The sequence below is a fragment of the Streptomyces cylindrosporus genome, from assembly GCF_022698165.1.
Taxonomy (GTDB): Bacteria; Actinomycetota; Actinomycetes; order Streptomycetales; family Streptomycetaceae; genus Streptomyces; species Streptomyces cylindrosporus.
Map to the genome: position 1 here is coordinate 614320 of NZ_JALDAY010000003.1, position 24825 is coordinate 639144.

Annotated in this window: 25 protein-coding genes and 1 riboswitch; of the genes, 7 read left to right on the forward strand and 18 right to left on the reverse strand. The window is 71.5% G+C overall.

The features are described from left to right. Positions 1–51 precede the first annotated feature (51 nt). From MQP27_RS12100 to MQP27_RS12120, 5 genes are all read right to left on the reverse strand, one after another. Entirely contained in the window at positions 52–747 is a 696-nt protein-coding gene (locus tag MQP27_RS12100) for an ABC transporter ATP-binding protein (RefSeq protein ID WP_242764812.1), read from the reverse strand. Between the two features lie 60 nt (positions 748–807). Beyond that, positions 808–1986: an alginate lyase family protein gene (locus MQP27_RS12105; RefSeq protein ID WP_242764814.1), complete on the reverse strand. Its 1179-nt coding sequence runs from the start codon at positions 1984–1986 to the stop codon at positions 808–810. Between the two features lie 157 nt (positions 1987–2143). After that, positions 2144–2905 (reverse strand): DUF3710 domain-containing protein, encoded by a 762-nt coding sequence (locus MQP27_RS12110; protein ID WP_242764816.1) that lies wholly within the window; start codon positions 2903–2905, stop codon positions 2144–2146. A 1-nt stretch (position 2906) separates the two neighbouring features. Then, positions 2907–3458: a dUTP diphosphatase gene (gene dut / locus MQP27_RS12115; RefSeq protein ID WP_242764818.1), complete on the reverse strand. Its 552-nt coding sequence runs from the start codon at positions 3456–3458 to the stop codon at positions 2907–2909. Further along, the gene (locus MQP27_RS12120; protein ID WP_242764820.1) at positions 3455–4039 is read right to left on the reverse strand and encodes a PaaI family thioesterase; all 585 of its coding nucleotides are present in this window, start codon (positions 4037–4039) and stop codon (positions 3455–3457) included. The genes dut and MQP27_RS12120 overlap by 4 nt, the downstream gene beginning before the upstream one ends. A gap of 58 nt (positions 4040–4097) precedes the next feature. Between MQP27_RS12120 and MQP27_RS12125 the strand changes: the two genes are divergently transcribed. Next, positions 4098–4562: a DUF3093 domain-containing protein gene (locus MQP27_RS12125; protein WP_242764822.1), complete on the forward strand. Its 465-nt coding sequence runs from the start codon at positions 4098–4100 to the stop codon at positions 4560–4562. A gap of 7 nt (positions 4563–4569) precedes the next feature. On the opposite strand, the gene MQP27_RS12130 is transcribed toward MQP27_RS12125, so the two are convergent. The 4 genes from MQP27_RS12130 to MQP27_RS12145 all read right to left on the reverse strand — a co-directional run bounded on the left by MQP27_RS12130 (position 4570) and on the right by MQP27_RS12145 (position 8114). Further along, a complete protein-coding gene (locus tag MQP27_RS12130; RefSeq protein WP_242764824.1) occupies positions 4570–5508 on the reverse strand; it encodes a hypothetical protein in 939 nt (312 codons plus the stop codon). A gap of 13 nt (positions 5509–5521) precedes the next feature. Next, the gene (locus MQP27_RS12135; protein ID WP_005481602.1) at positions 5522–5818 is read right to left on the reverse strand and encodes a DUF4193 domain-containing protein; all 297 of its coding nucleotides are present in this window, start codon (positions 5816–5818) and stop codon (positions 5522–5524) included. Positions 5819–6212: 394 nt separating this feature from the next. Continuing rightward, positions 6213–7454 (reverse strand): sensor histidine kinase, encoded by a 1242-nt coding sequence (locus tag MQP27_RS12140; RefSeq protein ID WP_242764826.1) that lies wholly within the window; start codon positions 7452–7454, stop codon positions 6213–6215. A 6-nt stretch (positions 7455–7460) separates the two neighbouring features. Then, a complete protein-coding gene (locus tag MQP27_RS12145) occupies positions 7461–8114 on the reverse strand; it encodes a response regulator transcription factor (protein ID WP_003993508.1) in 654 nt (217 codons plus the stop codon). A gap of 394 nt (positions 8115–8508) precedes the next feature. Here MQP27_RS12145 and MQP27_RS12150 point away from each other — a divergent pair, with 394 nt between their 5' ends. Continuing rightward, positions 8509–8673, forward strand: a complete 165-nt coding sequence (locus tag MQP27_RS12150) for a hypothetical protein (RefSeq protein ID WP_242764828.1) — start codon at positions 8509–8511, stop codon at positions 8671–8673. Between the two features lie 79 nt (positions 8674–8752). On the opposite strand, the gene MQP27_RS12155 is transcribed toward MQP27_RS12150, so the two are convergent. Beyond that, on the reverse strand, positions 8753–9553 hold the full coding sequence (locus MQP27_RS12155; protein ID WP_242764831.1) for an inositol monophosphatase family protein: 801 nt from the start codon (positions 9551–9553) through the stop codon (positions 8753–8755). 8 nt (positions 9554–9561) lie between these two features. Further along, positions 9562–10689 (reverse strand): ferrochelatase, encoded by a 1128-nt coding sequence (locus MQP27_RS12160; RefSeq protein ID WP_242764833.1) that lies wholly within the window; start codon positions 10687–10689, stop codon positions 9562–9564. Between the two features lie 194 nt (positions 10690–10883). Between MQP27_RS12160 and MQP27_RS12165 the strand changes: the two genes are divergently transcribed. The 3 genes from MQP27_RS12165 to sepH all read left to right on the forward strand — a co-directional run bounded on the left by MQP27_RS12165 (position 10884) and on the right by sepH (position 14867). Beyond that, positions 10884–12122, forward strand: a complete 1239-nt coding sequence (locus MQP27_RS12165) for an MFS transporter (RefSeq protein ID WP_242764835.1) — start codon at positions 10884–10886, stop codon at positions 12120–12122. Next, positions 12082–13401 (forward strand): D-arabinono-1,4-lactone oxidase, encoded by a 1320-nt coding sequence (locus MQP27_RS12170; protein WP_242764837.1) that lies wholly within the window; start codon positions 12082–12084, stop codon positions 13399–13401. Before MQP27_RS12165 ends, MQP27_RS12170 begins: the two co-directional genes overlap by 41 nt. Before the next feature lie 422 nt (positions 13402–13823). Then, complete coding sequence (sepH, locus tag MQP27_RS12175; RefSeq protein ID WP_242764839.1) at positions 13824–14867, forward strand: septation protein SepH; 1044 nt, start codon at positions 13824–13826, stop codon at positions 14865–14867. A 118-nt stretch (positions 14868–14985) separates the two neighbouring features. Here the strand turns inward: sepH and MQP27_RS12180 are convergent, their stop codons facing one another. After that, on the reverse strand, positions 14986–15837 hold the full coding sequence (locus MQP27_RS12180; RefSeq protein ID WP_242764841.1) for a sulfurtransferase: 852 nt from the start codon (positions 15835–15837) through the stop codon (positions 14986–14988). A gap of 297 nt (positions 15838–16134) precedes the next feature. Between MQP27_RS12180 and MQP27_RS12185 the strand changes: the two genes are divergently transcribed. Beyond that, positions 16135–16938, forward strand: a complete 804-nt coding sequence (locus MQP27_RS12185) for a VOC family protein (protein ID WP_242764843.1) — start codon at positions 16135–16137, stop codon at positions 16936–16938. Between the two features lie 22 nt (positions 16939–16960). Here the strand turns inward: MQP27_RS12185 and MQP27_RS12190 are convergent, their stop codons facing one another. The 4 genes from MQP27_RS12190 to MQP27_RS12205 form a co-directional block, all read right to left on the reverse strand. Then, the gene (locus MQP27_RS12190; protein WP_242764845.1) at positions 16961–17608 is read right to left on the reverse strand and encodes a thymidine kinase; all 648 of its coding nucleotides are present in this window, start codon (positions 17606–17608) and stop codon (positions 16961–16963) included. A 43-nt stretch (positions 17609–17651) separates the two neighbouring features. Continuing rightward, the gene (locus tag MQP27_RS12195; protein ID WP_242764847.1) at positions 17652–18842 is read right to left on the reverse strand and encodes an alkaline phosphatase family protein; all 1191 of its coding nucleotides are present in this window, start codon (positions 18840–18842) and stop codon (positions 17652–17654) included. Further along, a complete protein-coding gene (locus MQP27_RS12200; RefSeq protein WP_242764849.1) occupies positions 18842–19429 on the reverse strand; it encodes a DUF5998 family protein in 588 nt (195 codons plus the stop codon). The genes MQP27_RS12195 and MQP27_RS12200 overlap by 1 nt, the downstream gene beginning before the upstream one ends. Before the next feature lie 64 nt (positions 19430–19493). Beyond that, on the reverse strand, positions 19494–22343 hold the full coding sequence (locus MQP27_RS12205) for a bifunctional acetate--CoA ligase family protein/GNAT family N-acetyltransferase (protein WP_242764851.1): 2850 nt from the start codon (positions 22341–22343) through the stop codon (positions 19494–19496). A 199-nt stretch (positions 22344–22542) separates the two neighbouring features. Here MQP27_RS12205 and MQP27_RS12210 point away from each other — a divergent pair, with 199 nt between their 5' ends. Further along, positions 22543–22824 (forward strand): HPr family phosphocarrier protein, encoded by a 282-nt coding sequence (locus tag MQP27_RS12210; protein WP_016432192.1) that lies wholly within the window; start codon positions 22543–22545, stop codon positions 22822–22824. 138 nt (positions 22825–22962) lie between these two features. Here the strand turns inward: MQP27_RS12210 and MQP27_RS12215 are convergent, their stop codons facing one another. Both MQP27_RS12215 and MQP27_RS12220 read right to left on the reverse strand, forming a co-directional pair. Then, the gene (locus MQP27_RS12215) at positions 22963–23649 is read right to left on the reverse strand and encodes a GntR family transcriptional regulator (protein WP_242764853.1); all 687 of its coding nucleotides are present in this window, start codon (positions 23647–23649) and stop codon (positions 22963–22965) included. A gap of 187 nt (positions 23650–23836) precedes the next feature. After that, on the reverse strand, positions 23837–24613 hold the full coding sequence (locus MQP27_RS12220) for a M23 family metallopeptidase (protein WP_242764855.1): 777 nt from the start codon (positions 24611–24613) through the stop codon (positions 23837–23839). Between the two features lie 13 nt (positions 24614–24626). After that, positions 24627–24790, reverse strand: a riboswitch (cyclic di-AMP (ydaO/yuaA leader). Between the last annotated feature and the right edge of the window lie 35 nt (positions 24791–24825).

Genomic DNA, 24825 nt, shown 5'->3' on the forward strand with positions numbered 1-24825 from the left:
GAGGGCCGGGGTAAGCGACGTTTTTGACGTATCCCTGACGGGCCTGGCCGGTCAGTGCTCGACGATCTCCCCGTCGCTCAGCTCCAGCACGCGGTCGGCCAGGTCGAGGAGGGTCGCGTCGTGGGTGGCGACGAGGGCGGTGACCCGCTCGCTGTGGACGACGGCACGCAGCAGCTCCATCACGGCGTGCCCGGTCTCGGCGTCCAGCTGGCCGGTCGGCTCGTCGGCGACCAGGAGCGCGGGGCTGTTGGCGAGGGCACGCGCGATGGCGACGCGCTGCTGCTGGCCGCCGGACAGCTCCCCGGGCCGCTGCCTCGCGTGGTCGGCGAGCCCGACGAGGGCCAGCAGCAGTTCGACCCGTTCCTCGCGTTCCCGCACGTCCGCCTTGCGCAGCCGCATCGGGACGCCGACGTTCTCGGCGGCGGTGAGGATCGGGATCAGCCCGAAGGACTGGAAGACGAACCCGATCCGGTCCCGGCGCAGCGCGAGCAGCCCGTCCTCGCCGAGCCCGGACAGCTCCTGCCCGTCGACGCTCACCCGCCCCCGGTCCGGTACGTCGAGTCCGCCGACGATGTTGAGGAGCGTGGTCTTGCCCGATCCCGACCGCCCTTTGAGGGCGACGAGTTCGCCGCGCGGCACCTCGAAGGAGACGCCGCGCAGCGCGTGCACGGCGGCCGCTCCATGACCGTACGACTTGTGGATGTTCTCGACGCGCACCATGGTCTCGGTGACCACCTGGCTGCTCATGTCGCCTCCCCCGTCGACCGGGCGCCAGTATCGCCGTCCGGCGCCCGGTCGATCAACGGTTCAGCTGGGGTTGTCGCCGTGGGTGAGGGTCTCCCAGGCCACGAAGAGGTTGTTGCTGCCGGCCGGGCGCTGCTGTTCGGTCAGCGTCTGGGTGTTGGTCATCGCGATGCCGAGGCGGTTGTGCAGGGCGTTGTAGCCGACCTCGGTGACCGGCCCGAGCCCCAGAGTGAGCGAGCCGCCGCACAGCCAGCTCGGGACGGCCGCGCCGAGCTGGTACTTGGACTGGAAGCCGAGCGCCTGCCGCAGCCGCTCGCCGACGTCGGTGCCGTACAGGTCCTGGCCCTGGATCCGGCTGGTCTCGGCGATGTGCGAGATCGCGGAGATGCCGTAACCCGTGTGGGTGAAGTCGCGGCAGGTCTCCTGGGTGAGCCCGGTGACGAAGGTGGACTGCCCCTGCCAGTAGCTGACGATCTTCGCCTTGGTGTCGAGGTTCTGGCTCGGCACGGTCTTGGGCAGGTCGCCGTCCGTGGACAGGTAGACGTACGCGGCCGCGCGCGTGCGGAACTTCGCCATGGCCTTGTCGTACGAGGTCTTGTCCTCCAGGAAGACGGAGATGCCGACGGCGGCCTCCATCATCGACAGCTCCCAGTTCCCGTTGGAGTTGGAGCCGTTGATGACCTCGGGGAGGTAGACGTCCCGGAGCATGGTCGCGAAGCGGGCGGAGTTCGTCCAGGTGCCGGTGTAGGTGTACTTGATGATCTCGGCGGCCTTGGGCCAGGAGGAGCCGGCCCAGCCGGTCTGCAGGGGCGCGTTGCTGTTGGTGTGCTCCTTGATGACGGCGGACCAGGCGTCCATGAGCTGGATCGCCTTCTGCGCGTAGCGGTCGTCGCGGGTGATGTACCAGGCGAGGGCGTCGGTGTACGCGGCTATCGCGTCCTCGCGCTCGTCGGTGCAGCCGTAGTTGGGGTTCGAGTACGAGCCGCACTCGACCGTCGCGCGCGGCTTCGGCGTGCGGTTCAGGTCGGCGTACTTGCTGGCCAGCATCTGGTCGAAGGCGCCCTTCCAGGGCTGGGCGCCGGCGTTCACCTTGGTGCGGGCGAAGTCCAACTGCGCCCGGGAGACGGTGACTCCGGGGTGGACGAAGGTGCTGGGGGCGGCGTCGGCGTGCCGGGCGGCAGGCCAGGCGATCATGCCCACGACAAGGGCGGAGGCGGTTGCGAACAGTGCGGTCCGGCGCATGGTGGGGGGCCATCCGTTCTCGTATGTGAACGACAAGTCCCTCTGTGAACAGAGGCGTTGAGCCGAGACCGTAGGTACAGACCAATGCGCCGTCAAGGGTGCGCGCACGAGAAAGGGCCGCACCCGCCAGGGGTACGGCCCTCTTCGCTACGGCTGTCTAGCGGACCTCGGTGATCTCCGGTCCGCGCTGGAGCTGCCCCATGCCGCCGGAGAAGCGCGAGCCCTCCTCCTGCTGGACGCCCTCGGGGACCATCTGGGCGTCGTTCGGCAGCTTGAGGACGATCGGGTCGCGGGGCGCCATCGGGCCCTCGCCGCGGACCACGACGGTGTCCCGGAAGATCTGCTCCAGGAGGCCGGCCGCCTGCGGCTGCACGGCGCCCTGGCCCGAGATCACACCGCGCAGGAACCAGCGCGGGCCGTCCACACCGACGAACCGCACGACCTGGAAGCCGCCCGTGCCGTCCGGCAGCTGCACCGGCACCTGGGCGCGCAGCTCCCAGCCGAGCGGGCCCTCGACCTCGTCGACGATGCCACCCTGCTGGGTGATGCCGGAGCCGATCTCCTCGCGCACCTCGCCCCAGATGCCCTCGCGCTTGGGAGCGGCGAAGGCCTGCAGCTGGATGGCGCTGTCGCGCAGTACGACGGTCGCCGCGACGATCGCGTCACCCGCGACCTCGACCCGCAGCTCCATGCCGTCGACGCCGGGCACGAAGAGTCCGCCCAGGTCCACACGGCCCTCGGCGGGGTCGCGCACCTCGGACTCGTCCCAGGGCCCGTCGGGCCGGGGTTCGGGTTCGAGCCGCACACGCTCGCGCTCGACCTCTTCTTCGTCCGCCTCAGTGTCGACACTGTCGACGACCTGCTCGGCCTCGCCGGCCGCGTCCTCGGCGGCACCCTTCTTGTTGCGACGTCCGAACACGTCACTGTCCTTCCCGGTCGGATACGACCGAAGCGTATCGATTCCCACCCGTAGGGCCGCCCATGGCGGCCTCACCGTTCGTGCTGCCCGTCCCGGCCACCGCCGCATGCCCTCCGGTGGACCCGAAGCCCCCTTCGGCCCGCGCCGAGCCGGGAAGCTCCGCGACCTCCCGGAAGCGGACCCTCTCGACCTGCTGGACGACCAGCTGGGCGATCCGGTCGAAGCGCTCGAACCGCACGGCCTCGCGCGGGTCGAGATTCACCACGATCACCTTGATCTCCCCACGGTACCCGGCATCAACCGTCCCCGGGGCATTCACGAGGGCGACACCGCAGCGGGCGGCGAGACCGGACCGGGGGTGCACGAAGGCCGCGTACCCCTCCGGGAGGGCGATCGACACCCCGGTGGGCAGCACGACCCGCTCCCCGGGCGCCAGTTCGCACCCCTCGGTGGTGCGCAGATCGGCTCCCGCGTCACCGGGGTGCTCGTACGACGGAAGCGGTACGTCCGGGTCGACGCGCCGGATCAGCACGTTCAGGGGATCACGGCTCACGGGTTCACCTCGAAGGCGCGGGCGCGCCTTTGCTGGTCGGGGTCGCTCATGGCGGCGCGGATCTCCTCCGGGCGGCCGTTGTCGATGAAGTGGTCGACCTTCACCTCGATGAACAGCGCGTCCGCGCGGACGGCGACCGGGCCCTCGGGACCGTCGAGCCGACCGGTGGCGGTCGAGTAGATCTTGCGGCCGGCCACCGCGGTGACCTCGGCCGTCAGGTAGAGGGTGGTGCCGACCGGCACCGGTCGCACGAAGTCCGTCTCCAGGCGGCCCGTCACGGCGATGGTCCGCAGCAGCCAGTTCAGGGAGCCGAGGGTCTCGTCCAGCGCGCTCGCCAGCACCCCGCCGTGGGCGAGGCCGGGCGCGCCCTGGTGGGCGGGCTGCACGGTGAACTCCGCGGCGATGGTGACGCCTTCGCCGGCCCGCGCCTGAAGGTGCAGCCCGTGGGGCTGCTCGCCACCGCACCCGAAACACTGTTCGTAGTGCGCCCCGAGAAGCTCACCGGGCGCGGGAGCGTCGGGGTGCCGCACGGGTTTCACCGCGTCGGCGGGAGGCTTCAGAGCTGCGGAAGTACCACTCACAGCCGCAGACCTTACCCGCGCGTCCGCCATATCCGGACACCGTGCCAAGCTTGGCTCCATGCAGCTCTCCGCCACCCCGTACGAAGAACGCCTCACCGCCCCCCGCTCGTGGTGGCTGATCTCCTTCCTGGTCGGCGTCTCCTTCGCCCTGATCCTGCTGCCCTTCGGCACCCTGCCGCTGCTCGGCGGACTGGTCGGCGGCACGGCGGCGTCGGCGGTCGTGGCGAGCTCGTACGGCTCGGTCCGCATCCGGATCGTGGGCGGCTCGCTGATCGCCGGCGAGGCGAAGATCCCGGTGACGGCGCTCGGGGAGGCGGAGGTGCTGGACGCGGAGGAGGCGCGCGCCTGGCGCACGTACAAGGCGGACACGCGCGCGTTCCTGCTGCTGCGCGCGTACATCCCCGGCGCGCTGAAGGTGGAGGTCACCGATCCGGAGGACCCGACGCCGTACCTGTACCTGTCGACGCGGGAGCCGGAGCGGCTGGCCGAGGCGCTGAAGGCGGCCCGTCAGGCGGCGGTGTAGGGCCCGCTCAGCGGCCCAGTTCCCTGGTGATGTCCCCGAGCTCCAGCGGCTCGGCGGGGGCCTCCAGGGCGGGCAGCTCGGGCAGCGCGTCCCAGGGCACCTGGATCTTGCGCAGGTCCTTGCGGATGCGCTCGGCGAGCCTCTTGGTGTCGCGGCGGTTCATGGCCGCACCCACGGCTGCGCCCACCAGGAAGGGCATCAGATTGGGCAGGTCGCGCACCATGCGCTTCATGATCTGCTGGCGCAGCTGCTGTTTCATCTGGCTGTTGAGCGCGCCGCCCACGGTCGACGGCTTCGTCACGTCGACCCCGCGCTCGCCCGACCAGGAGTTCAGGTAGGCGGTGCTGCGTTCCTTGAGGTTGCCGGGCGGCCGTACGCCGTAGACCTCGTGCAGCTCGGCGATGAGCTTCAGCTCGATCGCGGCCACGCCGGTGATCTCGGCGGCGATCTCCGTCGGCATGGCGGGCGGCACGGGCAGCATCGCCGCCGCTCCGACCCCCGCTCCGACGGTCGAGGTCGCGACGGCGGCGCCCGCCACGAGCTTGTCGGCGAGTTGTTCGGGCCCGAGGCCCGGGAACTGCCTGCGGAGCGTCGCGAGGTCGCGTACGGGGATCCGCGGGGCGTTCTCGATGATCCGGTCGGCGAGGTACGCCAGGCCCGCTCGGGCCCGGCTGCCGCCCTTGCGGACGCCTTCTGCGGCCTTCTCCCGGATCACCGCGGCCCGCCGTTTCGCGACGGGCGCGGGTTTCTGCTCTTCCGGCGCCGGGAGGTCAGCCCGGTCGGTCGCCGGTTCGAGCGAGGCCGATCCGGTGGATCCGGTGGTGCCGGATGTCGTACCGGACGAGCCCCGCTCGTCGTCACGCGTGCCGTGGGGGCCTTGCTGCTGCCCCTGGTCCGCTCCCGGCAGGAGGAAGCGGCGCTTCCGAGGTGGGGTCGAGCCAGTCACGGCCGACCCGTCCTCAGTCGCAGTCGCGGCAGATCGGCTGACCGTTCTTCTCCCGGGCCAGCTGGCTGCGGTGGTGCACCAGGAAGCAGCTCATGCAGGTGAACTCGTCCTGCTGCTTGGGCAGCACCCGGACGGCCAGCTCCTCGTTCGAGAGGTCGGCTCCGGGCAGTTCGAGGCCCTCTGCGGCCTCGAACTCGTCGACGTCGACCGCCGAGGTCGACTTGTCGTTCCTCCGGGCCTTCAGCTCTTCAAGGCTGTCGGAGTCGACGTCGTCGTCGGTCTTGCGTGGGGTGTCGTAATCCGTTGCCATTTCGCTCTCCCCCTCTGGGTGTCTGCGGGTGTCTCCAGCGCACGTAACGCGTGAGAGGCCGGACTTGTGCCCGCCTCGAGGCGGAGATTTTGCCTCACATCAAGGTCTGTTACTCAATCGACACCCAATCGGACCCCTCAAGAGTGATCGGCTTGGATGGCGAACGGGACCGTACACGGTCCCCATGCCGCACTTCAAAGGCGTCTCAACCTGTACTTCCCGTGATCAAGACACCCGAAAACCCGGATTTTCCCGGCTTTACGACGCCCGACATGATCACGGAGAGTAGATGGCCGGAAATTCGCCCATGTGATCGATCACACACGGGGTACCCGCCTCCACGCCCGGAAAATTCCGCGCAAAGCGAACAACCCCGAGTGCCGACGATGCCATCTCAGATGGGCAGTGTGACACGCATCACCAGCCCGCCCCCCTCTCGCGGCTGCGCCGAAATGTGTCCGCCATGGGCCCGCGCCACCGACCGGACGATGGAAAGCCCCAGGCCGACACCCTTGTCACTGCCCGTCCGCTCGGTACGCAGCCGCCGGAAGGGCTCGAACAGGTTGTCAATCTCGTACGCGGGTACCACGGGGCCGGTGTTCGACACGACCAGGACCGCCTGGCCGTGCTGGACCTCGGTGGTGACCTCGACCCAGCCGCCCTCGGAGACGTTGTACCGCACCGCGTTCTGTACGAGGTTCAGCGCGATGCGCTCCAGCAGCACGCCGTTGCCCTGGACCACCGCGGGCTTCTGCTCGCCGCGGATCACCACGCCCTTGGCCTGTGCCTCCGCGTTCACCTGGTCGACGGCCTGCTGGGCGACCTCGGCGAGGTCGACCGGTTTGCGCTCGACGATCTGGTTGTCGCTGCGGGCGAGCAGCAGCAGGCCCTCCACGAGCTGCTCACTGCGCTCGTTCGTCGCCAGCAGCGTCTTGCCGAGCTGCTGAAGCTCCACCGGCGCGTTCGGGTCGGAGAGGTGGACCTCCAGCAGCGTGCGGTTGATCGCGAGCGGGGTCCTCAGTTCGTGCGAGGCGTTGCCCACGAAGCGCTGCTGGGCGGTGAAGGCGCGCTGGAGGCGCTCCAGCATGTCGTCGAAGGTGTCCGCGAGCTCCTTCAGCTCGTCGTCCGGGCCGTCCAGCTCGATCCGGCGGGACAGGTCCGAGCCGGCCACCGCGCGGGCGGTGCGGGTGATCCGGCCCAGCGGCGACAGCACCCGGCCGGCCATCGCGTAGCCGAAGGCGAAGGCGATCACCGCGAGGCCCAGCAGGGCCAGCAGGGAGCGGCTGAGCAGGTCGTCCAGGGCGTGCTGGCGCTGGACCGCCTCACAGGAGTTGAGGATCGAGTTGAACTCGTCGTTGTTGCCCGCCTGGTTGAGCTTGGGGCAGGTGGGGCTGCTGATGCCGAGGTTGGTGCCGGACACCGAGAACGTCTGGCCGCTGCCCTCGTGCAGGGCCTGGGCGGCCAGCAGGTAGATGATCGACAGCAGCAGGATCCCGGCGATCAGGAACATCCCGCCGTACAGCAGCGTGAGCCGTATGCGGATGGTCGGGCGCAGCCAGGGGAACGGCGGTTCGGGCTTGCGGGGGTCCCAGGTGGGTTTCGGGGGTGCCGTGGGGAGAGCGGGTGTGGCGGCCATCGGTGATCAGATCCGGTATCCCGAGCCGGGGACGGTGACGATGACGGGCGGCTCGCCCAGCTTGCGGCGCAGGGTCATGACGGTCACGCGCACGACGTTGGTGAACGGGTCGGTGTTCTCGTCCCAGGCCTTCTCCAGGAGCTGCTCCGCGGAGACGACGGCGCCCTCGGAGCGCATCAGCACCTCCAGGACGGCGAACTCCTTGGGGGCGAGCTGGACCTCCTTGCCGTCGCGGAAGACCTCGCGGCGGTTGGGGTCGAGCTTGATGCCGGCGCGCTCCAGGACCGGCGGCAGGGGCACGCTGGTGCGCCGGCCGAGGGCACGCACGCGTGCGATGAGCTCGCTGAACGCGAAGGGCTTGGGGAGGTAGTCGTCGGCGCCGATCTCCAGGCCCTCGACCCGGTCGCTGACGTCGCCGGAGGCCGTGAGCATCAGTACGCGCGTGGGCATGCCGAGCTCGACGATCTTGCGGCAGACGTCGTCGCCGTGGACCAGGGGGAGGTCGCGGTCCAGGACGACCACGTCGTAGTCGTTGACGCCGATGCGTTCGAGGGCGGCCGCACCGTCGTACACGACGTCGACGGCCATGGCCTCCCGGCGCAGTCCGGTGGCCACCGCATCGGCGAGCAGCTGCTCGTCCTCGACGACGAGTACGCGCACGTGACTGTCCTTCCTGCTTCATGAGTGTGTGCCTCCATCCTGCCCTTTTCGGCCATAAGTCGGCTGTAAGGCGGGGGGAGGAGCAGGGAAGGCCGCGGTTGTCTCAACATGAAGAACAGGTGTGAGGTCCGGGAATGCGAGATTTTCTCGTCGGGTTGAGGTTTCCGTGGAAGGAAGCGCGGGGAGGACGGTTCATACCCCGCGATCACGCTCTGCTAGTGCCGCAGCACCATGCGGCACGGCGCAATCCGCTTTCCGCAGAGTGGGCGTGGGTGTCCGGCACCGTCGCCGCCCGGCGCGGACTGTGCCGGGCACCTGATGGAGACGTGATCGCCCCTTCCGAACGGCACACCCCCGTGCCACCGACCCACGACCCAGGACGAGGGGGCGCAGCATGGACGCATTCACCGCAGGACTTCTGCAGCGCATAAGGACGACCGAGTCCGACCTGACGCGGGCTCGCGACGAGGGCGACGACTTCCTCGTCGAGGTGGAACAGGCCGAGCTCGACGACCTGCGCCGCCTTGCCGCCGAGCACGGTGTGGAGGTCGGCGCATAGCGTCTGATCGGCTTTGAGCAGGACAGCGGGCCCCCGGCGAATCCAGCGCCGGGGGCCCGCTGTCCTGTGCGAGGGGTTTTCAGTCGTGCCAGGCGCCGAAGTCCTCCAGGAGGCGCTGGAGGGGCTCGAAGACGCCCGGGGTGGCCGCGACCGTCAGGTCACGGGAGGGACGCTCTCCGGGGCGGCCACCGGTCAGGGCGCCCGCCTCCCGGGCGATCAGGTCGCCCGCGCCGTAGTCCCACGCGTTCAGACCGCGCTCGTAGTAGCCGTCCAGGCGGCCGGCGGCCACATCGCAGAGGTCGACCGCGGCCGAGCCGCCGCGGCGGATGTCGCGCAGCAGCGGGATCAGCCGGTGGGCCACCTCGGCCTGGTGGGCGCGGACCTCGGTGACGTAGTTGAAGCCCGTGGAGACCAGGGCCTGTTCCAGGGGCGGGGCCGGGCGGCAGGTGAGTTCCCGCTCGCCCTGCCAGGCACCGCCGCCGCGCACCGCGTGGTACGTCTCGCCGCGCATCGGGGCCGCCACGACCCCGACGACCGTCTCGCCGTCCTGTTCCGCCGCGATGGAGACGGCCCAGGTCGGCAGGCCGTAGAGGTAGTTGACCGTGCCGTCCAGCGGGTCGATCACCCAGCGGATGCCGCTCGTGCCCTCCGTGTCGGCGCCCTCCTCGCCGAGGAAGCCGTCGTGCGGGCGGTGGGTGGAGATCAGGTCCGTGATCAGTTTCTCCGCCGCGATGTCCATCTCGGTCACCACGTCGATGGGGCTCGACTTGGTGGCGGCCACCGCGAGGTCGGCCGGGCGGCCGTCCCTGAGGAGGTCTCCGGCGCGCCGGGCGGCCTCCTGGGCCAGTTCCAGCAGTTCCTGGTGGAGGGGGTCGGTCACGGGGCTCCTCACGCGTAGGGGCTGTCGGCGCCGGCCGCGGCGGGGTGGGGGGCGCGGGCCGGGCAGCAGCCGACCGGGCAGAGGTTGTGGCTCGCGCCGAGGGCGCCCAGGGCGCAGGGGGTGACCTCCTGGCCGCGCTCGACGGCCGCGCGCTCCACGACCAGGTCGCGGACGGCCGCGGCGAAGCGCGGGTCGGCGCCCACGGTGGCCGAGCGGCGCATCGGCAGGCCCAGCTCCTGCGCCTTCGCCTTCGCCTCCGTGTCGAGGTCGTAGAGGACCTCCATGTGGTCGGAGACGAAGCCGATGGGGGCGACGACGACCGCGGGGGCGCCGACGCCGTGCAGCTCCTCCAGGTGGTCGCAGATGTCCGGCTCCAGCCACGGGATGTGCGGGGCGCCCGAGCGGGACTGGTAGACGAGCCGCCAGGGGTGGTCCACGCCGGTGCGCTCGCGGACCGCGTCGGCGATCAGCTGCGCCACGTCCAGGTGCTGCTCCACGTACGCGCCGCCCTCGCCGTGGCCCTCGACCGGGCCGGAGCTGTCCGCCGAGGCGGTGGGGATCGAGTGGGTCGAGAACGCGATGTGGGCGCCGTCCCGGACCTCCTCGGGGAGGTCGGCCAGGGACTGCAGGACGCCGTCGATCATGGGCTCCAGGAAGCCCTCGTGGTTGAAGTAGTGGCGGAGCTTGTCGACCTTGGGGAGCTCCAGGCCCTCGGCCTCCAGGGCGGCGAGCGAGTCGGCGAGGTTCTCGCGGTACTGGCGGCAGCCCGAGTACGAGGCGTAGGCGCTGGTGGCGAGGACCAGGATGCGACGGCGGCCGTCGGCGGTCATCTCGCGCAGGGTGTCGGTCAGGTAGGGCGCCCAGTTCCGGTTGCCCCAGTAGACCGGCAGGTCCAGGCCGTGGTCCGCGAAGTCCTTGCGCAGGGCGTCCAGCAGGGCGCGGTTCTGGTCGTTGATGGGGCTGACCCCGCCGAACAGGAAGTAGTGCTGACCGACTTCCTTCAGGCGTTCCTTGGGGATGCCTCGCCCACGCGTCACGTTCTCCAGGAACGGGACCACGTCGTCCGGGCCCTCGGGGCCGCCGAAGGAGAGCAGGAGCAGGGCGTCGTAGGGGGTGGCATCGAGCGCGTCTGACATGGGTCGATCCTGCCACCCGCCACTGACAGCCGGGAAACGGCGGGGGGCCGGTGAGGGGGCAGCTGTCTCAACAGCGGTTTCCCCGGTGCATTAGGGTGACCTAACTCGTAAGCTGTATCGACGGTCTTCGCGCCTTACCGGGCCGCCGCACACCCCGTACGCCCCTCTCTGCCGTTCTCTGACCGGAGCCCGCCGTGCCCAGCCCCTACCGCGCCCTGTTCGCCGCCCCCGGCTCCAAGGGCTTCTCCGCCGCGGGGTTCCTCGGCCGGATGCCGCTGTCGATGATGGGCATCGGCGTGGTCACGATGATCTCCCAGATCAGCGGGCGGTACGGGCTCGCGGGCGCCCTGTCGGCCACCATCGCGCTGGCCGCCGCGGCGATCGGGCCGCAGATCTCCCGGCTGGTGGACCAGCACGGTCAGCGCCGGGTGCTGCGCCCGGCCACCCTGGTCGCACTCGCCTCGGCGGCCGGGCTGCTGTGCGCCGCGCGCTTCGGGTGGCCGGACTGGCTGCTGTTCGTGTGCGCGGCCGGCATCGGCGCCGTGCCCAGCCTCGGCGCGATGATCCGCGCCCGGTGGGCCGCCCTGTACCGGGGCACCCCGCAGCTGCACACCGCGTACTCCTTCGAGTCGGTGGTCGACGAGGTGTGCTTCATCTTCGGGCCGATCATCTCCATCGGGCTGTCCACGGCCTGGTTCCCGGAGGCCGGGCCGCTGCTGGCCGCCTGCTTCCTCGCCGTCGGCGTCTTCTGGCTGACCGCCCAGCGGGCCACCGAGCCGGCACCGCACCCGCGCGACCACCGGGGCGGAAGAAGCGCGCTGCGCGCGCGTGGCCTGCAGGTCCTGGTGGCCACCTTCGTGGCGACCGGCGCGATCTTCGGCGCGGTGGACGTGGTGACCGTGGCCTTCGCCGACGAGCGCGGCCACAAGGGGGCCGCGAGCGTGGTCCTGGCGCTGTACGCGGCGGGTTCCTGTGTGGCGGGAGTCGTCTTCGGGCTGCTGCGGTTCACAGGGGCACCACAGCGCCGCTGGCTGCTGGGCATATGCGCGATGGCCGTGAGTATGATCCCCCTCCTACTGGTCGGAAACTTGCCGTTTCTGGCCGTGGCGCTCTTCGTCTCGGGCCTGTCCATCGCACCCACGATGATCACGACGATGTCCCTGATCGAGGAGCACGTACCACGCGCGCAGTTGACCGAGGGCATGACCTGGATCAGCACCGGGCTCGCGGTCGGCGTGGCGCTCGGCTCCTCGGTGGCCGGCTGGGTCATCGACGCGGCCGGGGCGCGGGCCGGGTACGGGGTTCCGGCCGTGGCCGGGGCCGTCGCGGTCGCGGTCGGTTTCCTGGGGTACCGCCGGCTCGACAGGCCGGCTCCGCGTCGGGGAGGCACCGTTGAGCAGCACGACGAGCGCGAAGAACGGCACGTGGCGTAACTGGGGCGGGAACGTCTCGGCCCGTCCCGCGCGGGAGGTCGAGCCGGCCTCCGTGGAGGAACTGGCCGCGGCCGTACGCAAGGCCGCCGAGGACGGGCTGACCGTGAAGGCGGTCGGCACCGGGCACTCCTTCACGTCCATCGCCGCGACGGACGGTGTGTTGATCCGCCCTCAACTGTTGACCGGTATCCGCAAGATTGATCGCGATGCCATGACGGTCACGGTGGAGGCCGGCACCCCGCTCAAGAGACTCAACATGGCCCTGGCCCGCGAGGGTCTGTCGCTGACCAACATGGGCGACATCATGGAGCAGACGGTCTCCGGCGCCACCAGCACGGGCACGCACGGCACCGGGCGCGAGTCCGCCTCCATCGCCGCCCAGATCCGCGCCCTGGAGCTGGTCACCGCCGACGGGTCGGTGCTCTCCTGCTCCGAGAAGGAGAACGCGGACGTCTTCGCGGCGGCCCGGATCGGCCTGGGCGCGCTCGGCATCGTCACCGCGATCACCTTCGCCGTGGAGCCGGTCTTCCTGCTCACGGCCCGCGAGGAGCCGATGCCCTTCGACAAGGTGCTCGCCGACTTCGACGAACTGTGGGCCGAGAACGAGCACTTCGAGTTCTACTGGTTCCCGCACACCGGCTCCACCAACACCAAGCGCAACAACCGCAGCGCGGGCCCGGAGAAGCCGGTGAGCCGGGTCGCCGGCTGGTTCGAGGACGAGTTCCTCTCCAACGGCGTCTTCCAGGTGGCCCAGTGGGTCGGCCGCGCGGCCCCGGCGACGGTCCCGACGATCGCCCGGGTCTCCAGCAGGGCCCTCTCCGCACGCACCTACACCGACATCCCGTACAAGGTCTTCACCTCTCCGCGCCGGGTGCGGTTCGTGGAGATGGAGTACGCCGTCCCACGCGAGGCGCTGACCGGGGTGCTGCGCGAACTGAAGGCGATGGTCGACCGCTCCGACCTCAGGGTGAGCTTCCCGGTCGAGGTGCGCACGGCTCCCGCGGACGACATCACGCTGTCCACCGCGTCCGGCCGCGACAGCGCGTACGTCGCCGTCCACATGTTCAAGGGCACGCCGTACCAGGCGTACTTCACCGCCGCCGAGCGCATCTTCACCGCGCACGAGGGCCGCCCGCACTGGGGCAAGGTGCACACCCGCGACGCCGAGTACTTCGCCGGGGTCTACCCGCGCTTCGGGGAGTTCACGGCACTGCGGGACCGCCTCGACCCGGAACGCCGGTTCCAGAACGACTACTTGCGGAGGGTCCTGGGGTCGTAGCCGAGGCCCCGGGCGAGGGAAACCATTAGTTCCGTTTCTGGTGATTCCGTGAAGTACGCCACGTTCAAGATCCCGGAAAGCCCGTAACGAGCGGTCGGGCGGCCCCCGTTGCCAGAAGTTGAGGGTCGAGCCAATCCACGCACGTGGTCCAAATGGAGTACTGTTGCGAGCCCTGGGTCCGGTCTCCCGCCAGGGCGTCCGCGGCTGAAGGACCGCCGGGAGGGGGCTAGTTGCACAGGGTGACGGAGTTGGTCACTTAGCGTTGCGAATAGGTAACCGTGCCATAACGGCGATCCAGGGCCCTGGCCCGACACGCCGGGCAACTCGGCAAGGTTGTGGCAGGCTGCACCCGGGCAGGCCACACTCGACTAGCGGAAGCAGCGACGCACGTGACGTCGGCAGGCACCACCCGGGAGGTCCCCATGCCCGAACTGCGTGTCGTGGCCGTCTCGAATGACGGCACACGGCTGGTGCTCAAGGCTGCCGACTCAACGGAGTACACCCTTCCGATCGACGAGCGGCTCCGTGCCGCCGTCCGCGGTGACCGGCCCCGTCTCGGCCAGATCGAGATCGAGGTCGAGAGCCATCTCCGTCCCCGCGACATCCAGGCGCGTATACGCGCCGGTGCCTCCGCGGAAGAAGTCGCGCAGCTCGCAGGAATCCCGGTCGACCGCGTACGCCGCTTCGAGGGCCCCGTCCTCGCCGAGCGCGCGTTCATGGCCGAGCGGGCCCGCAAGACCCCGGTCCGCCGCCCCGGCGAGAACGCGGCCGGTCCGCAGCTCGGCGAGGCCGTCCAGGAGCGGCTGCTGCTGCGCGGTGCCGAGAAGGACACCGTGCAGTGGGACTCCTGGCGCCGCGACGACGGCACCTGGGAGGTCCTGCTGGTCTACCGGGTCGCGGGCGAACCGCACTCGGCGAGCTGGACGTACGACCCGCCCCGGCGGCTCGTGCAGGCCGTCGACGAGGAGGCGCGCTCGCTGATCGGCGAGTCCGAGGAACTCGCCGCTCCGGAGCCCAGCTTCCCCTTCGTCCCGCGCATCGCACGGCTGCCGCGCGACCGCCCACTGGACGGCGCGCTGCACCGGCCGAGCCTGCCCGCGCAGTCGACCGAGCCCGCCGAGGAGAGCACGGCGGGCGAACGGGACTCGCTGACCAGCCTGTTGGAGGCGGTACCGAGCTTCCGCGGCGACCTGGTGGTGCCGGAGCGCCCCTCCGAGACACCGCCTCCGCCGCCGGAGGAGCCGGTCGCCAAACCCGAGGCGGAGGAGCCCCCGGCGCCCGCGGCCTCGGCCGGCTCCGCCTACGCGGACGTCCTGATGCCCCGCTCGGTGGGCAGCCACCGCGACCGGCTCGTCGGCGCCACCGACCGCCAGGCCGAGGCCGACGGCGTCCGCCCCGGCCGCCGCGCGGCCGTCCCGAGCTGGGACGAGATCGTGTTCGGGACGCGCCGCAAGAAGCAGGAGTAGCCGGTCGTACGGCGGTTGACGCGAAGGTACGAGGTGTAAGGGAAGGTACGAGGTGTAAGGGGCCGCGCCCATGGAGACGCGGCCCTTACACATGCCCCTTGCACATGGCCTGCTCGGCCTACTGGGGCTCGGGCCCGACGGCGACCGGCCGCGACAGATCCGAGGACCACTCGGACCACGAGCCGACGTACAGCGCCGCGTCGATCCCGGCGACCGCCAGCGCCAGCACCTCGTGCGCCCCCGAGACGCCCGAGCCGCAGTACACGCCGACGTCCGAACCACCGGCCGCGCCAAGGGACTTGAAGCGCTCGGCCAGTTCCTCGGCGGGCCGGAAGCGGCCGTCGACGCCCACGTTCTCGTTCGTCGGCGCCGACACCGCACCCGGGATGTGCCCGCCGACCCGGTCGATCGGCTCCACGTCCCCGCGGTACCGCTCACCCGCCCGCGCGTCGAACAACACGCCGGAACGGGCCAGCGCCGCCGCGCCGTCGGCGTCCAACAGCCCCTCGCCGCCCGGAACCGGCGCGAAATCGCCCTCCGCCGGCGCCGGCGCGGACGTCTCGAGCGCCCCCTCCCAGGTCGGCAACCCGCCGTCGAGGACCCGCACGTCCGGGTGACCCGTCCAGCGCAGCAGCCACCACGCGCGGGCCGCCGCCCAGCCCTGTCCGCCGTCGTACACGACGACCGGCTTCCCGGCCGAGACGCCCGCCCGGCGCATCGCGGCGCCGAAGACCGCGAGGTCCGGCAGCGGGTGCCGGCCGCGCTCGCCGGGCGCGGAGGCGAGCTCCGAGTCCAGGTCGACGTAGACGGCACCCGGGATGTGCCCGGCGGCGTACTGCGCGCGGCCGTCGAAGGGCGGCTCGCCGGCCGCCTTGGCCACGCTGAGCTGCCAGCGGACGTCGAGCAGTACTGGCGGGTTGGATCCGGCCAGGTCGCTCGCGAGTTCGGAAGCGGAGATGATGGCGTTCATGGCCACCATCCTTGCGCACGGGGTGGCCGCATCGTCCATGTCCGGCTACTCTGCTCGGCCGGACAGGCCCGATCACGAGGCGTACGGACTCGGGCACATGCTGTACAGCCGATGGACATACGTCGGCCATCGCACGGAAACGGACGGTAAACCGCACACCGGGCATTCTGCGGGCACGTGGCCCCGAGCCCGCGGCGCGCCCGGAGCGCGCGGCGGGACGGGTGGTGCGAGCATCGGCACGGACATCCGGAGAGCGGACGCGACACGGCCACCGCGAGGGGTCGAGGGAGAGTGACGATGACCGAGGCACGGGGGTCGGCCGGCCCGAACGGCGAGACGCACGCCCGGCGCACACCCGGCACGCCCTGCTGGGTGAGCCTGATGGTGCACGGGCTGGCCGCCACCGAGGAGTTCTACGGCGCGCTGTTCGGCTGGGAGTTCGAGCCGGGTCCGCAGCAGCTCGGGCCGTATGTGCGGGCCCTGCTCGACGGCTACGAGGTGGCGGGCATCGGCCAGCTCCCGGCGGACCGGCATCTGCCCGTCGCCTGGACGCCGTATCTCGCCTCGGACGACGTGGACCTGACCGCGGAGACGGTGCGGCTGTGCGGCGGCACGATCGGGGTGGGCCCCCTGGACGCGGCCGAGGCCGGCCGGCTGGCCATCGGCTCCGACCCCTCGGGCGCGGTCTTCGGCATCTGGCAGGCGGCGGCCCACCTCGGCACCGGCATCACGGGCGTGCCGGGCACACCCGCCTGGAACGAGCTGCTGACCTTCGAGTCGGCGAGCGTGGCCAAGTTCTACGAAACGGTCTTCGGCTACGAGGAGGAGCCGGTCGTCTCCGCCGACTCCGACTACGTCGCCCTCCACGTCGACTCCCACCCGGTGGCCGGCATCCACGGCGTGGGTCACGCCCTCCCCCGCGACCGGGGCCCGCACTGGATGACGTACTTCGAGGTGGCCGACGCGGACGCCGCGGTGGCCCACCTGACCGAGCTCGGCGGCCACGTGCTGAAGCCCCCGAGGGACACCGCCCACGGCAGGGTCGCGACGGTGGCCGACCCGGAGGGCGCCCGCTTCTCCCTGACCCAGAACCCGCGCTGAGCCCGGGCGCACGGGCTCGGTCTCAGGCCGACGAAACCGGCAGCACGTCCGGGGACAGGGCGGCCGCTCGGGCCGTCGCCGCCGTCATTCGGCGGCTGTGATGGCGGCGGCAGAGGACCTCGTAGCCGATCGCGTCCGGCTGGTCGACGTCGCCCACCACCACCTGGGCACCCTCGACCACCATCGCGCCGCCGATCGTGCGGGCGTTGTGGGTGGCGCGGGCGCCGCACCAGCACAGGGCCTCCACCTGGAGGACCTCGACGCGGTCGGCGAGTTCGACCAGGCGCTGGGAGCCGGGGAAGAGCTTGGAGCGGAAGTCCGTGGTGATGCCGAAGGCGTAGGCGTCCAGGCCCAGGTCGTCGACCACGCGGGCCAGTTGGTCGATCTGCTCCGGCGCCAGGAACTGTGCCTCGTCGGCGATCACGTAGTCCGCCCGGCCGCCCTGGGAGAGGTGGTCGACGATGTACGCGTACAGATCCTGGTCGTCCTCGACCTCCACCGCGTCCCTGACCAGGCCCAGCCGGGACGAGAGCTTTCCCTCGCCCGCCCGGTCGTCGCGCGTGAAGATCATGCCCACCAGGCCCCGCGCCGAGCGGTTGTGCTCTATCTGGAGAGCCAGCGTGGACTTCCCGCAGTCCATCGTTCCGGAGAAGAACACCAGCTCGGGCATGGGAAGTTGAGCACCTTTCGGTGGAGTGGTCGGTCGTGCGGCTTCAGGAGCGTACTTCGAGCAGCGGGATCAGCTGTTCGGCAGGGGTCATCGAACCGTGGTTGCCGACCATCGCCGACTCCTTCGGCTCCCGCTCGGACGCGATGATCAGCACGTCGTCCCGCGCGGCCGCGACGACGTCGCCGATCCGGGCGTACACCCGCTCGTCGACGTGCGGCCCGAACCAGCCCGCCGCGATCGCCTCGTCCCGCGACGCCACCCAGAACTGCTCGCCGAGCACCTCGCGCCAGCAGGTGAGGACGTCGTTCTCGGCGCCGGGGACGGCGTACACGTGCCGCGCCCGGCCCTCGCCGCCCAGCAGGGCGACCCCGGCGCGCAGCTCCCAGTCCTCGTCGAAGTCGATGCGGTGCTGCTCGTCGAACGGGACGTCGATCATGCCGTGGTCGGCGGTGACGTACAGCGCGGTGCGCGGCGGCAGTTGCTCGGCGAGGCGCTGGACCAGCCGGTCGACGTGCATGAGCTGGCCGCGCCAGGTGTCCGACTCGACGCCGTAGCGGTGTCCGGCGCCGTCCAGCTCGGCGTAGTACGTGTAGACCAAGGAACGGTCTCCGGCGGCCAGTTGCTCGGCCGCGACGTCCATGCGGTCCTCGCCGGACAGCCGCCCGAGGAACGTTCCGCCACTGAGCGCGACCTTGGTGAGCGGGGTGTTCTCGAAGTGCGGCGAGGACACCTGGGCCGCGTGCACACCGGCGGCGTGGGCGAGTTGGAAGACGGTCGGATACGGCTGCCAGGCGCGCGGCGAGGTCCAGGGCTGCCAGCGGAGCTGGTTCATCAGCTCGCCGGTCTCCGGGTTGCGCGCGGTGTAGCCGGGCAGGCCGTGCGCGCCCGGCGGCAGGCCGGTGCCGACGGAGGCCAGGGAGGTCGCGGTGGTCGCCGGGTAGCCGCTGGTCAGCGGGCGGCCGGTGGAGCCGCGCGAGCTGCCGAGCAGCGAGGTCATGAAGGGCGCCTCGTCCGGGTACGCCTTCAGCTGCTCCCAGCCGAGCCCGTCGATCAGGAACACGCAGTTCCGGTCGGCGGGGGTCAGCTCGGTGATCGCGGCGGTCGTGTCCGGTACGCCCATGCCGGCGGCCAGCGTGGGCAGCAGATCGGCGAGGGAGCCGCTGCCGTACTCGGGCAGGGGCGCGGAGTCGACGGAGAGGGGTTGCGGCTCAGCGTCCCAGGGAGCGTGAACCATCAGCGGGTGGTGTCCGCGGTCGCCTCGGAGAGCGACTGGGCGAAGGCGAGGGCCTGGCGGACCGTTTCCGGGCCGTCCCCGGCCTCGCTGACGCGCAGGCTGAGGTCGTCCGCCGTGGAGCTGCCCGTGTAGCCGTGGTCCGCCTCGCAGTTGGGATCGCCGCAGGCGGCGGGCTCCAGGTCGATGCGGGAGACGGCGCCCCAGCCGATGGTCAGCACGACCTCGCGGGGCAGGGTGCCCGGCTGGTACTGCTCGGGGTTGGCGACCACCCGGCTGAGCACGACCGAAGAGATCCGGCCGATCTTGACCGACTCCGTCGAGGTCGTCGCGTACGGCGTCGGGGAGGTGCTGTCGGCAGCCTGCTCGTCGGTGTGGCTGACGATGAAGCGGTTGCCGGTGAGGACGAGCACGGTCACGTGCCGCCGCACCTCGTTCTGGTCGAACGTCGTCTCCTGGTGGACCAGGTACGACCGGATGGGCTCGCCGCCCACGGCGGCCTCCACCGCCTCGGCCACGAGGGCCGGGTAGTAGCCGCTGCGCTCGATCGCCGCACGCAGCCCCTGGGTCGTCGTACTGGTCTTGGCCATGGCGTCCATCCTACGGGGGTGCACCGACTGCGAGGCACCGGTCAGGGCTGTCTCCGGGCACGTCTCAGTAGACGGGAAGGGTGCGCGGGCCGAGGTCGTCGCGCGCGGGCGGGGGCGCCAGGCGGACGGAGGCGCCGAGAACGCTCAGGCCACGGGGGGCGACGACGACCGGCTCCAGGGTCACCGCGACGACCTCCGGGTGGTCGTCGACCAGCCGGGACACCCGCAGCAGCAGTTCCTCCAGGGCAGGCGTGTCGACCGGGGTCGAGCCGCGCCAGCCGAACAGGAGCGGTGCCGTCCGGATCGACCGGATCAGCGAGGTGGCGTCCCGGTCGGTGACCGGGATCAGCCGGTGCGCCATGTCGCCGAGCAGCTGCGAGGCCGCTCCGGCCAGCCCGAACGACAGCACGGCCCCGGCCGCCGGGTCGATGACGGCCCGTATCACCGTGTCGACCCCGCGCGGCGCCATCCCCTGCACCACCGGGCGCAGCTCCTCCGGCTTTCCGAACAGCCCGGTCAACTCGGCGTACGCCCGCCGCAGTTGCTCCTCGTCCGCGAGGTCCAGGCGTACGCCGCCCAGGTCGGCGCGGTGTCTGAGGTGCGGGGCGGTGGCCTTGAGGGCGACCGGGTAGCCGATGTCGTCCGCCGCCCGTACGGCGTCCTCCGCGGTGAAGGCGGGGACGGCCCTGCGGACGGCGATCCCGTACCGCCCGAGCAGCTCGCAGGTCTCCTCGGTGCCGAGGGTGAGGCCCTGCCCGCGTGTGAGCATGCCGGCGATCTGCTCGGCGGCGCCCTTCTCGTCGATGTCCGCGTCGATGGACTCGGGCACCTTGCCCGGCTCGGCCGCTTCGCGCCGCCACTGGGCGTACTTCACGGCCTCGCCGAGGGCGCGGACGGCGCGCTCGGCGGCGGGGTAGGCGGGGATGAGGCGGGGGGCGGTGGCGGGGGTCTCGGCCGGTGCCTGGGGCGGGGCCGGGGAGGCCGACGGCGGGGGGAGCTGCTGCGAGGGGCGGAGCCGGCGGGCGCCGGAGGCCTTGGCCTCGGCCTGCGGTGCGGTGCCGGCGGCGGCCGAGAGGGCCTCCGCGAGCCCGCCGAGCTCCACGTGCACGACGAGCACGGGCTTGCCGGGGACCTGCTCGGCGGCGGAGCGCAGCGCCTCGGCCAGCTCGGCGTCCGCGACGGAGGCCTCGCCGATCGCCGGGATCGCGGTGACGACCACGGCGTCGCACGAGTCGTCGCCGAGGGCCCGCAGCAGGGCCGCGTGGAAGTCGCCCGCGGTGGCCCCGGTGGTCAGGTCCAGCGGCTGCTGCGGCCTGAGCCCCTCGGAGAGGCAGGCGTCGTACGTCAGCAGCCCCAGCGACTCGGAGTTGCCGAGGATCGCCACGCGCGGGCCGGCCGGCAGCGGCTGCCGGGCCAGCAGCAGGCCCGCGTCGACGAGTTCGGTGATGGTGTCGACGCGGATGACGCCGGCCTGCCTCAGCAGCGCGGACACCGTGGCGTGCGGCAGCCGCGTGGCCCGTACGGCATGTCCCTGCGGCGCGGAGCCGGCGCCCTGGACGACGACCAGGGGCTTGGCGGCCGCGGTGCGCCGGGCGAGGCGGGTGAACTTGCGCGGGTTGCCGATGGACTCCAGGTACATCAGGACGACATCGGTGTCGGGGTCGTCGTACCAGTACTGGATGACGTCGTTGCCGGACACGTCGGCGCGGTTGCCGGACGACACGAAGGTGGAGACGCCGGTGACCCCGGTGACGCCGCCGCCACGCCGGTGCAGCCGGGACAGCAGCGCGATGCCGATGGCGCCGGACTGGGCGAACAGGCCGATGCGGCCGGGGCGCGGCATCTCGGGGGCGAGGGAGGCGTTGAGCCGTACGTCCGCCGAGGTGTTGATGACCCCGAAGGCGTTCGGCCCGATGATCCGCATGCCGTACGTGCGCGCGTGCCGTACGAGTTCGCGCTGGCGCTCGCGGCCCTCGGGCCCGCTCTCGGCGTACCCGGCGGAGACGACGACCAGCCCCTGCACGCCGTGCTCGCCGCACTCGGTGACGACCTCGGGCACGTGCTCGGCGGGCACGGCGACGACCGCGAGGTCCACATGCCCGCCGATGTCCCGGACGGAGCGGTGGGCGGGGATGCCGTCGAGCTCCTTGAGGTCTTCGGGGAAGGCCTTGTTGACGGCGTACAGCTCGCCCGTGAACCCGGCGTCCCTGATGTTGTCGAGGATGCTGCGGCCCACGCCCCCGGCCGTGCGTCCGGCGCCGATCACGGCGACCGAGCCGGGCACGAGCAGCCGCCGTACGGACCGCGCCTCGGCGCGCTGCTCACGCGCGCGCTGGACGGCGAGCGAGCGGTCGGTGGGTTCGAGGTCGAACTCCAGCCGTACGACGCCGTCCTCGAAGCTGCGCTTCTGGGTGTAGCCGGCGTCCGTGAACACCTTGATCATCTTGGTGTTGGCCGGCAGCACCTCGGCGGCGAAGCGGCGGATGCCGCGCTCGCGTGCGACGGCGCCGATGTGTTCGAGGAGGGCGGAGGCGACGCCGCGGCCCTGGTGCGCGTCCTGGACGAGGAAGGCGACCTCGGCCTCGTCGGCGGGGGCGGACGCGGGCGTGCCGTCGGCACCAATGCGGTCATAGCGTACGGTGGCGATGAACTCGCCGCCGACCGTGGCCGCGAGTCCCACCCGGTCCACAAAGTCGTGGTGCGTGAAGCGGTGGACGTCCTTTGCGGACAGACGCGGGTAGGGCGCGAAGAAGCGGTAGTACTTCGACTCGTCCGACACCTGCTCGTAGAAGCTGACCAGGCGCTCCGCGTCATCGACGGTGATGGGGCGGATGCGCGCGGTGCCGCCGTCGCGCAGCACCACGTCGGCTTCCCAGTGGGCGGGGTACTCGTGCCGGTCCGACGAGGTCTGCATGGGCCCCAGAGTACGGCTCGCGTCCGACAACGGCGCGAGGCAGTCTGTGGAGAACGACAGCAGAAGACGGACAGGACGGAAGTCGGGCCGAGGCCGCGGTCCGACGCCGCCGATCCGGACGGACGAAGGTCCGTTCCGGGCTTGCTTCACGTGTGGGAAACTGGTCTAGACAACCCTGAACACCGAAGGGCAGCATCACATGGCTGAGCGCCGCGTCAACGTCGGCTGGGCCGAGGGCCTCCACGCCCGCCCCGCTTCCATCTTCGTCCGGGCCGCCACGGCCGCAGGCATCCCGGTGACGATCGCCAAGGCCGACGGCAACCCCGTCAACGCGGCCTCCATGCTGGCCGTCCTGGGCCTGGGCGCCCAGGGTGGCGAGGAGATCGTCCTCGCCTCCGACGCCGAGGGTGCGGACGCCGCCCTCGACCGTCTGGCCAAGCTGGTCTCCGAGGGTCTCGAGGAGCTTCCCGAGACCGTCTGATCACGGCATCGCAGAAGGGCTCGTCCGAATTACCGGGCGAGCCCTTCGCATTTCCCGCGCCGGCACCGCGGAATTCCGCTCGGGGGCAGCATGAATAAACCCCCGCGAATTCTCACTTCTTTGTATACGGCGCCCGTGTTAATGCCGCAGGCTCGGCATGTTTACGGGATGTTGCGAGTTCCTCACACGCTCGGCGCCGGAGCCGAACCGCAGCCGGTGGGCCGCGCTGGAACGCTCGGTGTGCAGGGTCGTGACGGCACGCGCGCGTTCGCTGTCGCCGCGGGCCACCGCGTCGACGATCGCGCCGTGCTCCGCCCAGGACTCCACGGGGTTGGCGGGGGCGTCCACGGCGTACATCCAGGCGATCTTGTGCCGCAGCTGGGTCAGCATCGAGGTCAGCGCGGGGCTGGCGGAGGCCTGGGCGAGCGTCTCGTGGAACCAGCCGCCCAGGGAGCGCAGATCCTCGCTGTTGCCCCTCCTGGCCCGCTCCTGGCCCAGTCTGACCAGGCCGCGCAGGACCTTGAGATGGGCCTCGGTACGCCGCTGGGCGGCCCGGGAGGCGCCGAGCGGCTCCAGGAGCATGCGCATCTCCAGCAGGTCGGCGGCCTCCTGCTCGTTCGGTTCGGCCACGCACGCGCCCGCGTGCCGGCGCGTCACCACGAAGCCCTCGGCCTCCAGGGTGCGCAGGGCCTCGCGGACGGGGACGCGCGAGACGCCGTAGCGGCGGGCCAGGAGTTCCTCGGTGAGGCGGCTCCCGCGCTCGTAGACACCGGCGACGATGTCGTCTCTGATCGCCGTGCATACCGAGTGCGCCGGAATACGCATGACCGACCTCCGTCTTAATCCCCGTGAAACGTCGCCGATTGACGTGTGTTCCGTGACTCTATTGCAATCGGCCGGAATTTCCGACGGGGGGCCGGAATCCAGGGATATTTTTTGGACAGCGAGGGGACGGAAACGACGAAACCCCGGCTCGTGGAGCCGGGGTTCCGGAAGATCTCGCGGTCCGTCGTCAGACGTTCACGCCGTGCGAGCGCAGATAGGCGACCGGATCGATGTCCGAGCCGTAGTCGGGGGTCGTACGGGCCTCGAAGTGCAGGTGCGGTCCGGTGACGTTGCCGGTCGCGCCGGAGAGGCCGATCTGCTGGCCCGGGGTGACCTTCTGCCCCACCGAGACGCCGATGGACGACAGGTGGCCGTACTGGGTGTACGTGCCGTCGCTCATCTTGATCACGATGTTGTTGCCGTAGGAGCCGCCCCACCCGGCCTCGACGACCGTGCCGGAGCCGACCGCGTGCACGGACGTACCGCTGGCCGCGTGGAAGTCGATGCCCGTGTGGCTGCCGGAGGACCACAGCGAACTGCTGGCCTTGTAGCCCGTGGAGACATAGGAGTTGGCGATCGGCGCGACGAAGGTGTTGAGGCGCTTGCGCTCGGCCGCGCGGGCGGCGCGCTCCTTGGCCTCGCGCTCCGCCTTGGCCTTGGCGGCGGCCTTCTTGCGCGCGGCTTCGGCGGCGGCCTTCTTGCGGGCGGCCTCCTCGGCGGCCTGCTTCTGCGCGTCGGCCTGGGCGTCGATCTTGTCGGCTATGGAGTCGCCGATGGCGATGACGGGGTTGAGGCCGGTCTGCTCGACCGTGCTCTCGACCGAGTTCTCCGCGGCGAGCGCGGGAGCCGCGAGGGTGCCGATGACACCGGTGGTGGCGAGGGCGGCGACGCCGGCCGCCTGGACGGTGGAGCGCTTGAGCTTGCCGGGACGGCGGTGCTTCCCGGTGGCGCACATGAACGCCATGTACTGGCTGATCCTTTCCTTCCTTCTCGCCTACCGGGTTAGCTGACGGGTTCGGAGCAGGAAGGTCTCCTACGGACCCCCTCGCTGCACGCGCGGGCGTCCGATTCACCCCAGGGACTGCGATGGGTCCCCGGCTCCCCTGGCTCGCGCCGTACGGGGACTCGGCGATGACTGTCCGGTGCCGCGGACGCGGCGCGGTGCCTGACGGACAG